The 14,200-nt window shown below is 65.5% G+C and carries 13 protein-coding genes; 5 read left to right on the top strand and 8 right to left on the bottom strand.

Annotated features, from left to right (window positions below; all coding sequences use genetic code 11):
- The first annotated feature begins 57 nt into the window (after positions 1-57).
- Together CDQ92_RS14750 and CDQ92_RS14745 are read left to right on the top strand one after the other, a co-directional pair.
- Entirely contained in the window at positions 58-489 is a 432-nt protein-coding gene (locus CDQ92_RS14750; RefSeq protein WP_088442091.1) for an MAPEG family protein, read from the top strand.
- 12 nt (positions 490-501) lie between these two features.
- Positions 502-936, top strand: coding sequence for an MAPEG family protein (locus tag CDQ92_RS14745; protein ID WP_088442090.1), 435 nt, complete (start codon positions 502-504; stop codon positions 934-936).
- A 143-nt stretch (positions 937-1,079) separates the two neighbouring features.
- Here CDQ92_RS14745 and CDQ92_RS14740 read toward each other — a convergent pair whose 3' ends face one another.
- The 8 genes from CDQ92_RS14740 to CDQ92_RS14705 form a co-directional block, all read right to left on the bottom strand.
- Complete coding sequence (locus tag CDQ92_RS14740; RefSeq protein ID WP_088442089.1) at positions 1,080-2,279, bottom strand: class I SAM-dependent RNA methyltransferase; 1,200 nt, start codon at positions 2,277-2,279, stop codon at positions 1,080-1,082.
- 1 nt (position 2,280) lies between these two features.
- A complete protein-coding gene (locus CDQ92_RS14735; protein WP_088442088.1) occupies positions 2,281-3,633 on the bottom strand; it encodes an NAD(P)H-hydrate dehydratase in 1,353 nt (450 codons plus the stop codon).
- Positions 3,634-3,730: 97 nt separating this feature from the next.
- Positions 3,731-4,117: a hypothetical protein gene (locus CDQ92_RS14730; RefSeq protein WP_088442087.1), complete on the bottom strand. Its 387-nt coding sequence runs from the start codon at positions 4,115-4,117 to the stop codon at positions 3,731-3,733.
- The gene (ilvD, locus tag CDQ92_RS14725) at positions 4,117-5,973 is read right to left on the bottom strand and encodes a dihydroxy-acid dehydratase (RefSeq protein ID WP_088442086.1); all 1,857 of its coding nucleotides are present in this window, start codon (positions 5,971-5,973) and stop codon (positions 4,117-4,119) included. Before ilvD ends, CDQ92_RS14730 begins: the two co-directional genes overlap by 1 nt.
- Positions 5,974-6,032: 59 nt before the next feature.
- Positions 6,033-6,791, bottom strand: a complete 759-nt coding sequence (locus CDQ92_RS14720; RefSeq protein ID WP_169714571.1) for an N-formylglutamate amidohydrolase — start codon at positions 6,789-6,791, stop codon at positions 6,033-6,035.
- Complete coding sequence (locus tag CDQ92_RS14715; RefSeq protein WP_088442085.1) at positions 6,761-7,612, bottom strand: 4-(cytidine 5'-diphospho)-2-C-methyl-D-erythritol kinase; 852 nt, start codon at positions 7,610-7,612, stop codon at positions 6,761-6,763. The genes CDQ92_RS14720 and CDQ92_RS14715 overlap by 31 nt, the downstream gene beginning before the upstream one ends.
- Complete coding sequence (locus CDQ92_RS14710) at positions 7,609-9,213, bottom strand: tetratricopeptide repeat protein (RefSeq protein ID WP_229667370.1); 1,605 nt, start codon at positions 9,211-9,213, stop codon at positions 7,609-7,611. Before CDQ92_RS14710 ends, CDQ92_RS14715 begins: the two co-directional genes overlap by 4 nt.
- 49 nt (positions 9,214-9,262) lie before the next feature.
- Complete coding sequence (locus CDQ92_RS14705) at positions 9,263-10,918, bottom strand: electron transfer flavoprotein-ubiquinone oxidoreductase (RefSeq protein WP_088442084.1); 1,656 nt, start codon at positions 10,916-10,918, stop codon at positions 9,263-9,265.
- Positions 10,919-11,038: 120 nt separating this feature from the next.
- Here CDQ92_RS14705 and CDQ92_RS14700 point away from each other — a divergent pair, with 120 nt between their 5' ends.
- The 3 genes from CDQ92_RS14700 to moaB are packed head-to-tail and all read left to right on the top strand — an operon-like array spanning position 11,039 to position 14,111.
- Positions 11,039-11,827, top strand: a complete 789-nt coding sequence (locus CDQ92_RS14700) for a uracil-DNA glycosylase family protein (RefSeq protein ID WP_088442083.1) — start codon at positions 11,039-11,041, stop codon at positions 11,825-11,827.
- A 3-nt stretch (positions 11,828-11,830) separates the two neighbouring features.
- Positions 11,831-13,597 (top strand): lytic transglycosylase domain-containing protein, encoded by a 1,767-nt coding sequence (locus CDQ92_RS14695; protein ID WP_088442082.1) that lies wholly within the window; start codon positions 11,831-11,833, stop codon positions 13,595-13,597.
- Positions 13,587-14,111, top strand: a complete 525-nt coding sequence (gene moaB, locus CDQ92_RS14690) for a molybdenum cofactor biosynthesis protein B (protein ID WP_088442081.1) — start codon at positions 13,587-13,589, stop codon at positions 14,109-14,111. Before CDQ92_RS14695 ends, moaB begins: the two co-directional genes overlap by 11 nt.
- Positions 14,112-14,200 lie beyond the last annotated feature (89 nt).

Here is a 14,200-nt window from a genome sequence, read left to right as displayed (position 1 = left end):
CATTGCAATGTCGGCCCCGCGCCCTAGCATCGCACGAAAATAACGAGGGGGAATGATATGCCTGAAAACCTGCTAGCCCCCGGCGCGGTGCTCGCGCTTTGGACACTGATCATGCTCGGCTGGGCCGCGGTCACGCGATTTCAGGCGTTCGGCAAGGTCGGCCTCGACCTCAAGACCGCACCGCCGGGTGGGCGCGGGGTCGATCTGGAGGGCGTGCTGCCACCCCTCACCAACTGGAAATCGCACAATTACACGCATCTGCTCGAACAGCCGACGCTGTTCTATGCGGTGCTCGTTTTTCTGCACCTGTCGGGCGGTAGCACCGACCTGACGCGCGGACTGGCGTGGGCCTATGTCGTGCTGCGCATCATTCACAGCCTGTATCAAGCGACCGTGAACCGCGTTCCGGTCCGTTTCGCGATATTCGCACTCGCAACATTCTGTCTGGTCGTGCTGGCCGTGCTGGCGGTCATCGCCACTTTGGGTTGAGGGGGGAATATCATGGAAACCAATGCAATTTTAGGGCCGGTCGCGACGCTCGCGCTATGGTCAATGATCATATGGGTGTGGATGTACGCGACGCGCATCCCGGCGATGCAACGCGCCAAGATCGACGCGGCCAAGATGGTCGGCGGCACCGGCAAGAGCCTCGACGAAGTGCTACCGCCCGAAGTGCAGTGGAAGGCGCACAACTATAACCATCTGATGGAACAGCCGACGATCTTCTACGCCGTCGCGCTAGCGCTGGCGGTGGGTGGCATGGGCGGCGGGCTGAACACCCAGCTCGCCTGGGCCTATGTCGGCCTGCGGATCGTCCACAGCCTGATTCAGGTGACGGTCAACCGCGTGCTATGGCGCTTCGCCGTCTTCGCGCTGGCCAGCCTCGCGCTGCTCGCACTGTGCGTGCATGCGTTCATGGGGTTTGTGCTGCACTGAACTTGAATCCCCTCCCGCTTGCGGGAGGGGCAGCGAGACTTGCGAATTTGTTCGCTAGTCGCAGCGGGGTGGGCTTGGACAAGGCTGCAAGCTCGCTTCGCTCGTGCCCACCCCTAGCCCCTCCCGTTCGCGGGAGCGGAAAACTATTTCGAAAAGCGTCCGGCCAGCTCGACATGCGTCGACCAGCGAAACTGCCCGACCGGCTGCACCCAATCGAGCTTATATCCGCTATCGACCAGCAGCTTCGCGTCACGCGCAAAGCTCGCGGGGTTACAGCTGACATAAGCGATCACCGGCGTATCCGACGCCGCCAATTGCGCCACCTGTTCCTCAGCCCCCGCGCGCGGCGGGTCGAGGATCACCGCACCGAAGCGGTCCAGCTCGGCAGGGATCAACGGCCGACGGAACAGGTCGCGATGCTCGGTGGCGACCAGCGCGCCGACGCGGTTGGCGGACGCCTTCAACGCTGCAATCGCATCCCGCGCGCCTTCGGCGGCATAGACCTTGCGCCCCTTCTGCAGTGACAGCGCAAACGTCCCGACCCCTGCGAACAAATCGGCGACCACCCCGGCATCGCCGATCGCTTTGGCCACCGCCTCGACCAGCGCCGCCTGCCCCGAGCTCGTCGGCTGCAGAAACGAAAACGCCGGCACTTCGACCGTAACGTCACCGAAGCAGACCGTCGGCGGTTCGGGCTGCCACAGGGTTTCCAGCCCATGCCCCTGATCGACGGCAAAGCGCGCCAGCTTATGCGTCCCCGCGAAATCCTGTAACGCCATTGCAGCATCAAGACCCTCGGCCTTGACGCCCTCCAATATCACCTCGACGCCCTGGTCGAGCATCTGCAGCTTGACCTTCACCGGTCGCTTTTGCTGCGCAATCGTCGGCAGCAGGTCGCGCAGCGGCGCGATCAGCGCAAACAATTCGGGCAGCAGCAGCGGGCATTGCCGCATATCGACGATCTGGTTGCTCTGCGCCGCGTTGAACCCGATCGCGACCTGCTTGCCGGTGCGCAGCGCGGTCAGCGCCGCTCGGCGGCGGCTCTGTGGCGGCGACAGCAGCGCGGGCAACACCTCGCCAACCGGCACTTCCTGCCCCGCCAAAGCGCCGACCACCCGGTCGCGCACAAAATCGACGAGCGCGGGCTCTGCAACATGCTGCAAGTCGCACCCGCCGCATTTGCCGAAATGACGGCACGGCGGCTCGGCGCGGTTCGGCCCCGGGATGATAATCCCGTCGTCGCGCACCCGATCGCCCGGAACGCCGCCAGCGACATGGCGGCCATCGCCGGTCACGCCATCGCCGCGCGCGGCGATGCGCTCAATCAGCGCAGTTTCGCTCATTTCATTCCCTAACCAGATCGTCGGCGACAAGGCCGCGGCCTATACGCGCCGCCTGCGCGATATGCCACCCCACCGCCGCGACCGCGGCGTCGAACGCATCGCCGCCGCGCGCCAGCATCGCCCCGCACGCCCCGGCCAGTACATCGCCGGTCCCTGCCGTCGCCAGCCAGGGGCTGCCGGGCCAAGCTGCTACCACCCTGCCATCAGGCGCGGCGACGATCGTATCGGCGCCTTTATAGATAACCACGGCCCCCGTGCGCACCGCCGCCGCCTTCGCGCGGTCGATCTTACTGCCGTATAGCTCGGGAAAGGCACGCGCGAATTCGCCTTCATGCGGAGTGAGGATCGCCCGGCAGGGCGTTTCGCACAGGCGCGGCAAGGCTGCCGAAATCGCGGCGGCGTCGAGCACGAGCGGCTTGCCCGAATCAAGCGCCGCCTCAACATCGAACAGCAATTCGTCGCCCGCCGGAAAGCCCGGCCCGATCACGACCGCGCCGACCCGAGGATCGCTCAGCCGTTCGCCGAAGCGCGCGTCGCTCTCAGTTATGATCGCCGACAGCGGCGCGCGTTCGCTGCCCTCCAGCACGACGTAGCCTGCCCCGGCGCGTAGCGCCGAGGCCGACGCCAGCCCCGCCGCCCCCGGCATCGGCCCGGCAAACACCAGCACCATCCCGCGGTTGAACTTGTGGGCGGTCGCCGCGGGCGTGGCGGCTTTCAATGGCGGCAAGGTCCGCATCGTGCCATGCGGGGCAATCCCGATCGGCGCGAGCAGCACGCGGCCGCAAGCGGGCGCGGTGGGCAGCAACACATGCGCAGGTTTCAGAGCACTAAGTGCCAGCGTGACATCGGCGGCCAAAGGCGGCATCCAATCGGCATTGCCGTCGCTCTCGACGCCACTCGGTACGTCAACCGCCAGCACGCGGCGTCCGACGAAACGCCGCAACAACAGCGTCAGATCGTGGGCCAGCGGCCGCGACAAGCCAACGCCAAACAGCGCATCGACGATCAACGGCGCGGATGCCAGCGCGGCATCGATCGTTTCGACTGGACCGCTCCAACCAGCGCGCGCCGACTTCGCCAGATCGGTCGCGGGCTCGGCCAAAGCCGCTACTCGCACTGCCACCCCGCGCGCGGCCAGCACCCGCGCCGCGACATAGCCGTCGCCGCCATTGTTGCCGGGACCGCACAGGATCAGGATCGGCGCCCCTGCGCCCATTCGCCAAGCGATGTCGGCCACCGCCACACCGGCGAGCTCCATGAGTTCGGACAGCGGGGTTCCTTGGACGGCGCAGGCAGCCTCAGCCTCGCGCATCGCAGCGCTGGTCAGGATCGGGGCGTCGGCGGGGATGGACATGGCTTTAGACTAGCACGACCAGCCAAAAAGTCGCGGTGGAAGCGCTCGACCGCCTCAACCCGTCATTGCGAGCGCAGCGAAGCAATGGCGATAATGTTTAGGTCGCACCACCCGTGTTCGCCGGCAACCGATAGCGATCGCTCCCAACCGCAACCTCGATCATGCCGTCACCCACAATCGTCACCTTCGCAGCTTCAGCCCCGTCCGCCGACACGACCCCGCGTCCATCGGTCGTGATCTGCAACCGACGATAGCCGACGTTCGGACGTCCGACGACCAGCACCGTCCCGTCCACTCCGCTCATCTCCTCGACGGTGCAAGTACGGTCGAACAGCTTGGCGTCCTCCAGCGCGCACTCGATACGTCCATTCACCGCCGCTTCACGCGACCCGCGCGCTTCAGCTTCGGCCAGGTCGCCATTGTCGGGTGCGCCGCCGCACGCTGCCAGAAGCAGAAGCCCCGCAAAGCCCCACAGTGTCCGCATTACTTGCCCTTCAGCTGCGACAGGTCGCGCACTGCGCCGCGCGCGGCGCTCGTCGTCATCGCGGCATAGGCCTGCAGCGCGACCGAAATCTTGCGCGGGCGCGGCCTGGCGGGTTGCCAGGCGGCGTCGCCCTTGGCCTCCATCGCCGCGCGCCGCGCCGCCAGTTCGGCATCCGGTACGGCGAGATTGATCGTGCGCTTCGGAATATCGATCTCGATAAGGTCTCCGTCTTCGACCAGCCCGATCAAGCCACCCTCGGCAGCTTCGGGCGAGGCATGGCCGATCGACAAGCCCGACGTGCCGCCCGAGAAACGTCCGTCGGTGACCAAGGCACAGGCCGCACCCAGCCCCTTCGATTTCAGATAGCTGGTCGGATACAGCATTTCCTGCATCCCCGGCCCGCCCTTCGGCCCTTCGTAGCGGATCACGACGACATCGCCCGCAACGACCTGACCGGTCAATATACCCGCAACCGACGCATCCTGGCTTTCAAACACCTTCGCCGGTCCCGAGAATTTCAGGATCGATTCATCGACCCCCGCTGTTTTCACGATGCAGCCATCGAGCGCCAGATTGCCCGATAGCACCGCGAGTCCGCCGTCCTGGCTGAATGCGTGCTCGGCCGACCGGATCACGCCTGTCTCGCGGTCCAGATCAAGCGACTCCCAGCGCCGCTCCTGGCTGAACGCAACCTGCGTCGGCACCCCGCCCGGCGCCGCCATGAAGAATTTCTGCACCTCGGGATCGTTTGTCCTTGAGATGTCCCATTTGTTCAGCGCATCGCCCAGCGTCGCGCTGTGCACCGTCGGCAGATGCGCATGGAGCAGTCCGGCGCGCTCGAGCTGACCGAGGATCGCCATGATCCCGCCGGCGCGATGGACGTCCTCCATATGCACGTCGCTCTTGGCGGGCGCGACCTTCGACAGGCACGGCACCCGGCGCGACAGCCGGTCGATGTCGGTCATGGTGAAATCGACCCCGGCTTCAAAGGCAGCGGCCAGCAAATGCAACACGGTGTTCGTCGAACCGCCCATCGCGATGTCGAGGCTCATCGCATTTTCGAACGCTTCGAATGTCGCGATATTGCGCGGCAACACGCTGTCGTCGCCTTCCTCATAATGCCGTTTGCACATCTCGACGACGATCCGCCCGGCGCGCAGGAACAGCTCCTTGCGGTCGGCATGCGTCGCGAGCTGCGATCCGTTGCCCGGCAGCGACAGTCCCAGCGCTTCGGTCAGGCAGTTCATCGAATTGGCGGTGAACATTCCCGAGCACGAGCCGCAGGTCGGGCACGCCGCCTGCTCGATCGCCAGCACCTCCTCATCGCTGTATTTTTCGTCGGCGGCAGCGACCATCGCATCAACCAGATCGAGCGCAACCGTCTTGCCGTTGAGCACGACCTTGCCCGCCTCCATCGGGCCGCCCGACACGAACACGACCGGGATATTGATGCGCAGCGCCGCCATCAGCATCCCGGGCGTGATCTTGTCGCAGTTCGAAATGCACACCATCGCGTCGGCGCAATGCGCGTTGACCATATATTCGACCGAATCCGCGATCAGGTCGCGCGACGGCAGCGAATAAAGCATGCCGTCATGCCCCATCGCGATGCCGTCATCGACCGCGATCGTGTTGAATTCCTTGGCAACCCCGCCCACCGCCTCGATCTCGCGCGCGACCATCTGGCCCAGATCTTTCAGATGGACGTGGCCAGGGACGAACTGGGTAAAGCTGTTGACCACCGCGATGATCGGCTTGCCGAAATCGCCGTCCTTCATCCCCGTCGCGCGCCACAGCCCGCGGGCGCCCGCTTGGTTGCGGCCATGCGTGGTCGTGCGCGAACGATAAGAAGGCATTTTCTGATTTCCTAGAAATAATATTACAATTTATTGCGAGAGAAAGCGCCTCTACACGCCTATCCAGCGATGTTCAACGCCACTTTATGGCACATGCGCGCCAACCGCTCGGCAAACAGCGCCTGCCCCGCGGCATCGCCGACCAGATCCTGCCGCATCTCGATCCCGACGTAGGGAATGCCATTACCCTCGGCATGGCGGTTCATCGTCGCGTTGAGCAGCTTGCCCGAATAGGGCAACTGATCGCCGACGATCATCTCCTCCGCTTCCAAAGCCGAAATCGCCGCCGCCGCCAGCCGGTCGTCTTCGTTATACAGTACCCCGACATGCCAGGGCCGAACCTGCTCGGGATGCGCCGCCAGCGACGGCGTGAAGCTGTGCAGCGACAGGATCATCGCCGGGCGATGCGCCGCGATCGTCGCGGCAATATGCGCGTGATAAGGGCGAAAGAACCGCGCCAGCCGCGCCTCGCGCGCCGCGTCGTCCAGCGCATTGCCCGGCACCGCATGCCCGTCGCTAGCAATCGGCAGCACCCCCGGCACCTCTTCTTCGCGGTTGCAATCAATCACCAGCCGCGACACCCCGCCCAGGATAGCCGCATCGACCGCGCCGCTCTCGACCAGCAGTGCCGCCACCTCGGCCACCCCGATGTCGATCGCGATATGCTTACTCAGCAGGGCGGGATCGATGCCGAGGTCGATGTCATCGGGAACATGGTTCGACGCATGATCGGCGATCAGCAAAATGCCGCCCGTGCGCGGCGTCCCCAATTGGCGCCACGCCTCGCTCACCGCAGCGCCGCCGCCATTTGCCACCATTGCGGATGACTCTGCGCCAGCGACACCGCAGCCGCATCGCGCTCGGCGGCGGAATCGAACAGCGCAAAACAGGTCGCGCCCGATCCCGACATCCGCGCGAGCCACGGCCGCAGCGCGCCGAGTTCGAGCAGCACATCGGCAATCGCTGGACATTGCGCCGTCGCAGGACGCTGCAAATCATTGCGCGCCGCCAGCAACTGCGCCCGCCCCGCCGGATCGCCAAACAATTCCCCGCGATCGATCCCGTCCCACGCCGCAAACACCGGCCCGGTCGCGACCGGCTGGCGCGGGTTGACCAGCAGCACCGGCGTGCCGTCCAGCGGCAATTCGGGGACCGCGCTTAACTCTTCACCCACCCCGACCCCCAGACAGGTCGCGCTCGTAACGCACGCGGCGATATCGGCGCCGAGCGGGCTGATGATCCGCGCCAGCACCGCATCGCCCAGCTCGGGCAGGAAATGCGTTCGCACCAGCCGCGCCATCGCCGCCGCATCGGCCGACCCGCCGCCGATCCCTGCCGCAACCGGCAGCCGCTTAGTCAGCATCACCGCCAGCGGCGGCACCCGCTCGGCGCCGTACCGCGCGCGCAGCAAGGTCAGCACCTGCAGCACCAGATTGTCGGCGCCTGCACTGAGCCCATCGGCAAATTCACCAACGATCGTCAGGCTATTCGCTTCTGCCAGTTCGGCCACGATCCCGTCGCCGCCATCGACAAAGGCGAACAAGGTCTCAATCTCATGATAGCCATCGCGCCGCCGCGCCCGCACGTGCAGCGCCAAGTTGATCTTGGCCCAGCCGGTTTCCTGCATCACATTGCTCATGGCGCGATCGTCGCTTGGGTTAGCCCGTCGCGCAGCTTCGCCGCGAGCCGCGTCGCCATTTCGGCCTCGGCGAGCAGCGCCGCGGCCCGCCATTTGTACCGCGCCTCGAACTTGCGCCCGACTTGCCAATAGGCATCGCCCAGATGTTCGACGATCACCGTATTGGTCGGCTCGCCGCGCTGCGCCTTTTCAAGCAGTTCGACCGCATCGTCGGTGCGCCCGGTCAGGAAATAGGCCCAGCCGAGCGAATCGGTGATGCTCGCATTTTGCGGCTCCTGCGCCCACGCCGCCTCGATCCGCGCCAGCGACAGCTTGACATCCTTGCGCCGTTCGAGCGCCGAATAACCTGCAAAATTCAGCACCGCGGCATCGTTCGGGCGCAGCGCCACCGCGCGTTCCATCAGCGGCGCCGCAGCGTCCCATTCGTCCGTACGCAACAGCAATTCGGCGCGCGCAATCAACAACGATCCGCGCAGCGTCTGGTCGCCCTCATCCTCGCCCAGCGCCGCCTCCAGCCGTTCATAAGCGCGCGCCGCGGCCTTCGGATCTTCCGAGCGCCGCGCAATGTCGGCGAGGCGCACCAGCAAGCTACGCGGCGTATCACCCGCCGCGGCGCTCTCAGCCAGCGTCGTCGCCCCCGCCAGATCGCCACTATCGGCCAGCAATTCGGCGCGCCGCATCGCCAGCACAGGCGGCAGTTCGCCGCGCCTGCCATCGATTAACGCCGCGGCTGCATCGCGCTGGCCATTGCGGTCGAGCGTCTCGACCAACGTCGCGAGCACCGCCCAGTCCGCATCGTTCAGCCAAAAGGCGGCGCGCGAAAACAGCAGCGGCAGTTTGGTGTTGCCATTCGGCACCCGCGCCAGCCCGTCAGCGAGCAGCCCCAGCCACTGCGCCACCCCGGCGCGCGGCGTCGTCACCGCCTGATCGGGCAGCAACAGCATCGGATCCTCGCGCTGCCCCGCCGCCAGTGCGATCCGCCCGCGCAGCTGCTGCGCCGCATCACCCTGCCCGGCCTTGTCGAGCGTCGCAGCCAGCCGCAGCCCGACCAGTTGGCTCGTCCGGTCGGTCAAAACAATCTCGTCGGTCAGCGCCGCCGCTTCATCGGCGCGTTTGGTCGCCAGATGCACCAGCGCCACTTGCAACGTGAGCGCCGGTTCGGGCCGCGTCCGCCCGCTGACGTCAAGCAAATGCCGTTCGGGTTGCTTCTCGCGCGCTCCGACGTCGATCCACGCATTGACCGTCGGCAGGATCAACCGCGCGATCGTGTCGGCGCCCGTTTTGTCGCCGCGCCCCGACATAAATTCGCGCGCAGCCTTCCAGTCCGACCGCCGCATCGCATCGACCATCAGCACCAGCTGCGCATCGAACCGGCGGTCACCCGCGGTGCACAGCTGCAACGCCGCCGTACGCGCGGCGGCGAGGTCGCCCACTTCGATCGCCTGTTCCAATATCCGCCCGCGCACCCCGGGCAAGCCGGGCGCCAGGCTCGACACATCGGTCAGCGCCGCCAGCGCCGCCGCAGGCTCACCGCCCGCCTCGGCCAGCCGCGCCCGCACCAGCGCGTTCAGCGCCGCGCCGCCATCGTCCGCAGCCTGCACAGGCGCTGCGACAGCGAACGCGCTGACAGCCAGAAACGCCCGCGCGAGCTTACATATTCGGGTAATTGGGGCCTCCGCCGCCTTCGGGGGTGACCCAGTTGATATTCTGGGTCGGATCCTTGATGTCGCACGTCTTGCAATGGACGCAATTCTGCGCGTTGATCACGAATTTGGGATCACCCGTTTCCTCGCCGACAATCTCATAAACCCCCGCCGGGCAATAGCGCTGCGCAGGTTCGTCAAAGAGCGGCAGGTTATAGGCGACCGGAATCGACGGGTCTTTCAGCTGCAGATGGACCGGCTGGTCTTCCTCATGGTTGGTGTTCGACACGAACACCGAGGATAGCCGATCGAACGTCAGCACCCCGTCGGGCTTGGGATAATCGGGCTTCGGCATCATGTCGGCGCGGTACAGGCTCTCATTGTCCGGGTGATGCTTCATCGTGAAGGGGACTTTGATCTTGAGCGTTTCGAGCCACATCGTGATCCCCGACAGGATCGTCCCGCCCAGATCACCCCATTTTTCGACGAGCGGCAACACGTTGCGCACGACGCTCAGCTCTTTCTTGACCCAGCTGTCGTCATAGGCCGCCTGATAGGCGTCCAGCGTGTCGCTGCCACGTCCCGCAGTCACCGCCGCAAACGCCGCCTCGGCCGCCATCATCCCCGATTTCATCGCGGTGTGGGTGCCCTTGATGCGCGGGACATTCAGGAAACCGGCGCTGTCGCCGATCAGCGCGCCGCCCGGAAACGCCAGCTTCGGCACCGACTGGTAACCGCCATCGCTGATCGCCCGCGCACCATAGGACACGCGCTTGCCGCCCTTCAAAATCTTAGCGATCTCGGGATGCGTCTTCCACTTCTGCATCTCTTGGAAGGGGGAGATGTGCGGATTGCGGTAATTGAGCCAGGTCACGAAACCCAGCGCGACCTGTCCGTTCGCCTGATGATAGAGGAAGCCGCCACCATTGGCATGTTCGTCGAGCGGCCAGCCCTGCGTGTGGATCACCCGGCCCTCGGCATGGTTCTCGGGCTTGACGTCCCACAATTCCTTGACGCCCAGCCCGTAAACCTGCGGCTCGCAATCGGCGTCGAGCGCGAATTGCGGCTTCAGGATTTTGGTCAGATGCCCGCGCACGCCTTCGCCAAAGAAGGTATATTTGGCGTGGAGTTCCAGTCCCGGCGCATAATCCGCCTTATGGCTGCCGTCGCGCGCGACGCCCATGTCGCCGGTCGCGACGCCTTTGACCGAGCCATCGTCATTGTAGAGAATTTCCGCGGCGGGAAAGCCGGGGAAGATTTCGACACCCAATCCTTCGGCCTGTTCGGCCAGCCAGCGGCACAGATTGCCCAGACTGCCCGTGTACGTGCCCTTGTTGTGCATGAACCCTGGGGTGATGATGTGCGGCACCCCGATCTTCTTGGTCTTGGTCAGCACCCAATGCTGGTTGTCGTTAACCGGCACCTCGGCCATGGGACAGCCTTGCGTCCGCCAGTCAGGCAGCAACTCGTCGAGCGACTTGGGATCGATCACCGCGCCCGACAGGATGTGCGCGCCGACCTCGGACCCTTTTTCCAGGATACAGACCGACAGCTCGCTGCCCGCTTCATTCGCCAATTGTTTGAGGCGGATCGCCGCTGAAAGTCCCGCCGGCCCAGCACCGACGATGACCACATCATAGGGCATCGATTCCCGTTCGCTCACTTGGCTTACCCTTTCTGCCGTCCCGGCGCCGATCGTTCATCGTAAGCGGCGCTCATTCTGTCACGAAATGCGATGCCCGCCAATTGACGTGTCCGTCAACAGCCTGTTTGGATAAATCACATGGGTGGGTCACAATCAGCCTTGCTGGCGGAAAGCATAACCGACTGGTGGTCGTTGGCGGGCGTCGATGCGCTCGTTGGTGAGGACCCGGCGGGCTGGCTCGTCCTGCTACCGGCAAATGACGCTGCGGCACCGCGGCCCAAGCCGACGATCGCCCCCGAACCCGAAGCGGCGCCCCTACCCGCCATTTTGCAGCGCCAGGAGGCACCGCAACCGGTCGAAACCAAGGGACCGGTCGTCTTTCCCGATGCGTGGGACGAATTTCAGCACTGGCTCGCGACCAGCGACGATGTGCCGGGCAGCCAGTGGGACGCGCGCCGCATCTTGCCGGTCGGCCAGACGAACGCCCCGCTCATGCTGCTCACCGCCTGGCCCGAAATCGACGACCAGCGCGACGGCGCCATGTTCAGCGGCACCGCGGGCCAGTTGCTCGACGCAATGCTCAGCGCCATCAGGACGACGCGCGACGTTTGTTATGTTGCCAGCCTCGCGGTCACGCGCCCCGCGGGCGGCCGCTGCGACGGCGCCGAGGCCGCCGAACTCGACCGGCTGCTCTGGCATCACCTCCGGCTCGCCAACCCCGAACGGCTGCTTCTGATTGGCAGCGACATCGTCCGGATGGCGGCGGCGAGCGAATTGCCCGAAACACGCGGGAAGATACTGAATATTAACCAAGATGGCGGCAAGGTGGAGACGGTGGCTGTGGCGCATCCTGCGATGCTCCTGGCCCGGCCCGCGCAAAAGGCGGCGGCATGGGACAGCCTGAAACTGCTCAACCGGGGACGTTGACAGATGAACATGATGACCAGGACTTTTCTTTCCGGCGCGATTTTGGCGGCAGCCGCTTCGGCACTGCCCGCCATGGCGGCCGATGCCAGCAGCCGCGATGTCGCGGCGGCCCCGCAAACCGTGCCCGACATTTTATCGTCGAAACAGAAACAGCTTTATACGCAGGTGCTCACCGCGATCCGCGGCCAGCGCTGGACCGATGCCAAGGCGCTGCTCGATAGCGCAGACAATGGCCCGCTCACCGATTTCCTGCGCGCCGAACTGCTGACTGCCGCCAACAGCCCGCGCGCCGAAGTCGCCGACATCCTGCCGATCCTTTCGCGCTCTCCCTATCTGCCGCAGGCCGAACAGCTTGGTCGCCTCGCCACCAAGCGCGGCGCCACCGATCTGCCATCGCTCCCCTCGCAAGCCCGCCTCGCCTGGGCCGGCAGCGCCCCGCGCCGCCTTGGCGCCGATGCGGTCAGCAGTGATCCTGTCGCCGCCGCGCTGACCCGCACTATCCCCGAGCGCATCAAGAACGATGACCCTGCGGGCGCCGAAGCCTTGCTCAACGCGGTGGCCGACCGGCTGACTCCCGAAGCTCGCGACGAATGGAGCCAAAAGGTCGCCTGGTCCTATTATATCGAAAACGACGATGCGAACGCGCTGCGCGTGGCAATGGCCTGCACTTCGGGCCGCAGCAGCTGGGCGACACAAGGCGCGTGGGTGCAGGGCCTCGCGGCATGGCGCCTGCACGATTATCCCACCGCGCTCGTCGCCTTCGATCGCGTGTCGCGCGAAGCGCCCGACAGCGAATTGCGCGCCGCGGCTTATTATTGGGCCGCCCGCGCCGCGATCGCCGCCGGTCAGCCCGCCGCGGTGCAGTCGCGCCTTCGCGCCGCCGCCACCAATGAAGAAACTTTCTACGGCATGCTCGCGGTCGAAACGCTCGGCGTCGCGACCAACAGCCAGCGCGAGCTGATCCGCGCCGATCGCAGCACATGGCGCGCGCTCGAAAAACTGCCCAACGTCCGTACCGCCATGGCGCTATCCGAAATCGGCGAGGATATATATGCCGACGCCGTGCTGCGCCATCAGGCACGGATCGGTGATTCGCGGCAACATGAGCAACTGCTTGCCATGGCGGGCGCGCTCAGCCTTCCCGAAACCCAGCTCTATCTCGCCCACAACACCCCTCAGGGCCGCAAGCCTGCCGCGCAGGCCCGCTATCCGCAGCCCAAATGGGAACCGAATGGTGGATGGAAGGTCGATCCGGCGCTCGTCTTCGCCCACACGCTCCAGGAATCGCGCTTCCAGCGCACCGTCGTCAGCCCAGCAGGCGCCTATGGTTTGATGCAGGTCCGCCCCGGCACCGCGCGCGATGTCGCACGCTGGCGAGGCGACAGCATCGACACCGCCGATCTGCGCATCCCCGCGGTCAACATGGACATGGGGCAAAGCTATCTGCAATATCTCGCCCGCGACGTCTCGACCGGCGGCCAGCTGCCTAAGGTGATTGCCGCATACAACGCCGGCCCCGCCCCGATCTCGCGCTGGCAGTCCGAAATCCGCGATAACGGCGATCCTTTGCTCTACATGGAATCGATCCCCTATTGGGAAACGCGCGGCTATGTCGGAATCGTGCTGCGCAATTACTGGATGTACGAAGCGCAGCAGGGCAAGCCATCGGTGAGCCGCGCCGCACTGGCGCAGGGCAAATGGCCGCGCTTCCCCGACGGCAAGGACCGCACCCGGCTGACCTATGCGGGCGGCTTGGCCAATGCCGATTGACGAAAGCCTGACCTTCAAACCGGTCCGGATCGCGTTGCTGACGATTTCCGACAGCCGCAGCGCTGCCGAAGACCGCTCGGGCGACAAGCTCGAAGAACTCCTGACCGCCGCAGGCCACATCCTCGCCGCGCGCGCGATCATCAAAGACGAGACATCGCTGATCGTCTCGCGTCTCCACAACTGGATCGACGACCCCGAGGTCGATGTCGTTATCACCACTGGCGGCACCGGCCTGACCGGCCGCGACGTGACCCCCGAGGCGCTGCACCGGCTCGACGGCAAGAACATACCCGGCTTCGGCGAGCTGTTCCGCTGGCTCAGCTATCAGACAATTGGTACCTCGACGATCCAGTCGCGCGCGTGCGCCGTTGTCGCGCGCGGTACCTATATCTTTGCGCTGCCGGGATCGACCGGCGCGGTCACCGATGCGTGGGAAGGCATTTTGGCAACCCAGCTCGATAGCCGTCACAAGCCGTGCAATTTTGTGGAACTGATGCCGCGGTTGATGGAATAATCAGGAAAATCGTCGCCCCCGCGAAGGCGTGGGCCGCTAGAGTGTTCAACCCATCGGCGTCCACTAGACCGATGGCGGCCCCCGCCTTC

It is taken from the genome of Sphingopyxis bauzanensis, assembly GCF_002205675.1.
In the GTDB taxonomy this organism is placed as follows: Bacteria; Pseudomonadota; Alphaproteobacteria; order Sphingomonadales; family Sphingomonadaceae; genus Sphingopyxis; species Sphingopyxis bauzanensis.
This window is presented reverse-complemented; position numbering and strand designations above follow the sequence as displayed.

Coding starts and splice junctions, on each gene's coding strand:
- CDQ92_RS14750 (WP_088442091.1), top strand. CDS start 58: ATGCCTGAAAACCTGCTAGCCCCCGGCGCGGTGCTCGCGCTTTGGACA.
- CDQ92_RS14745 (WP_088442090.1), top strand. CDS start 502: ATGGAAACCAATGCAATTTTAGGGCCGGTCGCGACGCTCGCGCTATGG.
- CDQ92_RS14730 (WP_088442087.1), bottom strand. CDS start 4,117: ATGCGGACACTGTGGGGCTTTGCGGGGCTTCTGCTTCTGGCAGCGTGC.
- CDQ92_RS14740 (WP_088442089.1), bottom strand. CDS start 2,279: ATGAGCGAAACTGCGCTGATTGAGCGCATCGCCGCGCGCGGCGATGGC.
- CDQ92_RS14735 (WP_088442088.1), bottom strand. CDS start 3,633: ATGTCCATCCCCGCCGACGCCCCGATCCTGACCAGCGCTGCGATGCGC.
- CDQ92_RS14715 (WP_088442085.1), bottom strand. CDS start 7,612: ATGAGCAATGTGATGCAGGAAACCGGCTGGGCCAAGATCAACTTGGCG.
- moaB (WP_088442081.1), top strand. CDS start 13,587: ATGCCGATTGACGAAAGCCTGACCTTCAAACCGGTCCGGATCGCGTTG.
- CDQ92_RS14720 (WP_169714571.1), bottom strand. CDS start 6,791: ATGGTGGCAAATGGCGGCGGCGCTGCGGTGAGCGAGGCGTGGCGCCAA.
- CDQ92_RS14695 (WP_088442082.1), top strand. CDS start 11,831: ATGAACATGATGACCAGGACTTTTCTTTCCGGCGCGATTTTGGCGGCA.
- CDQ92_RS14700 (WP_088442083.1), top strand. CDS start 11,039: ATGGGTGGGTCACAATCAGCCTTGCTGGCGGAAAGCATAACCGACTGG.
- ilvD (WP_088442086.1), bottom strand. CDS start 5,973: ATGCCTTCTTATCGTTCGCGCACGACCACGCATGGCCGCAACCAAGCG.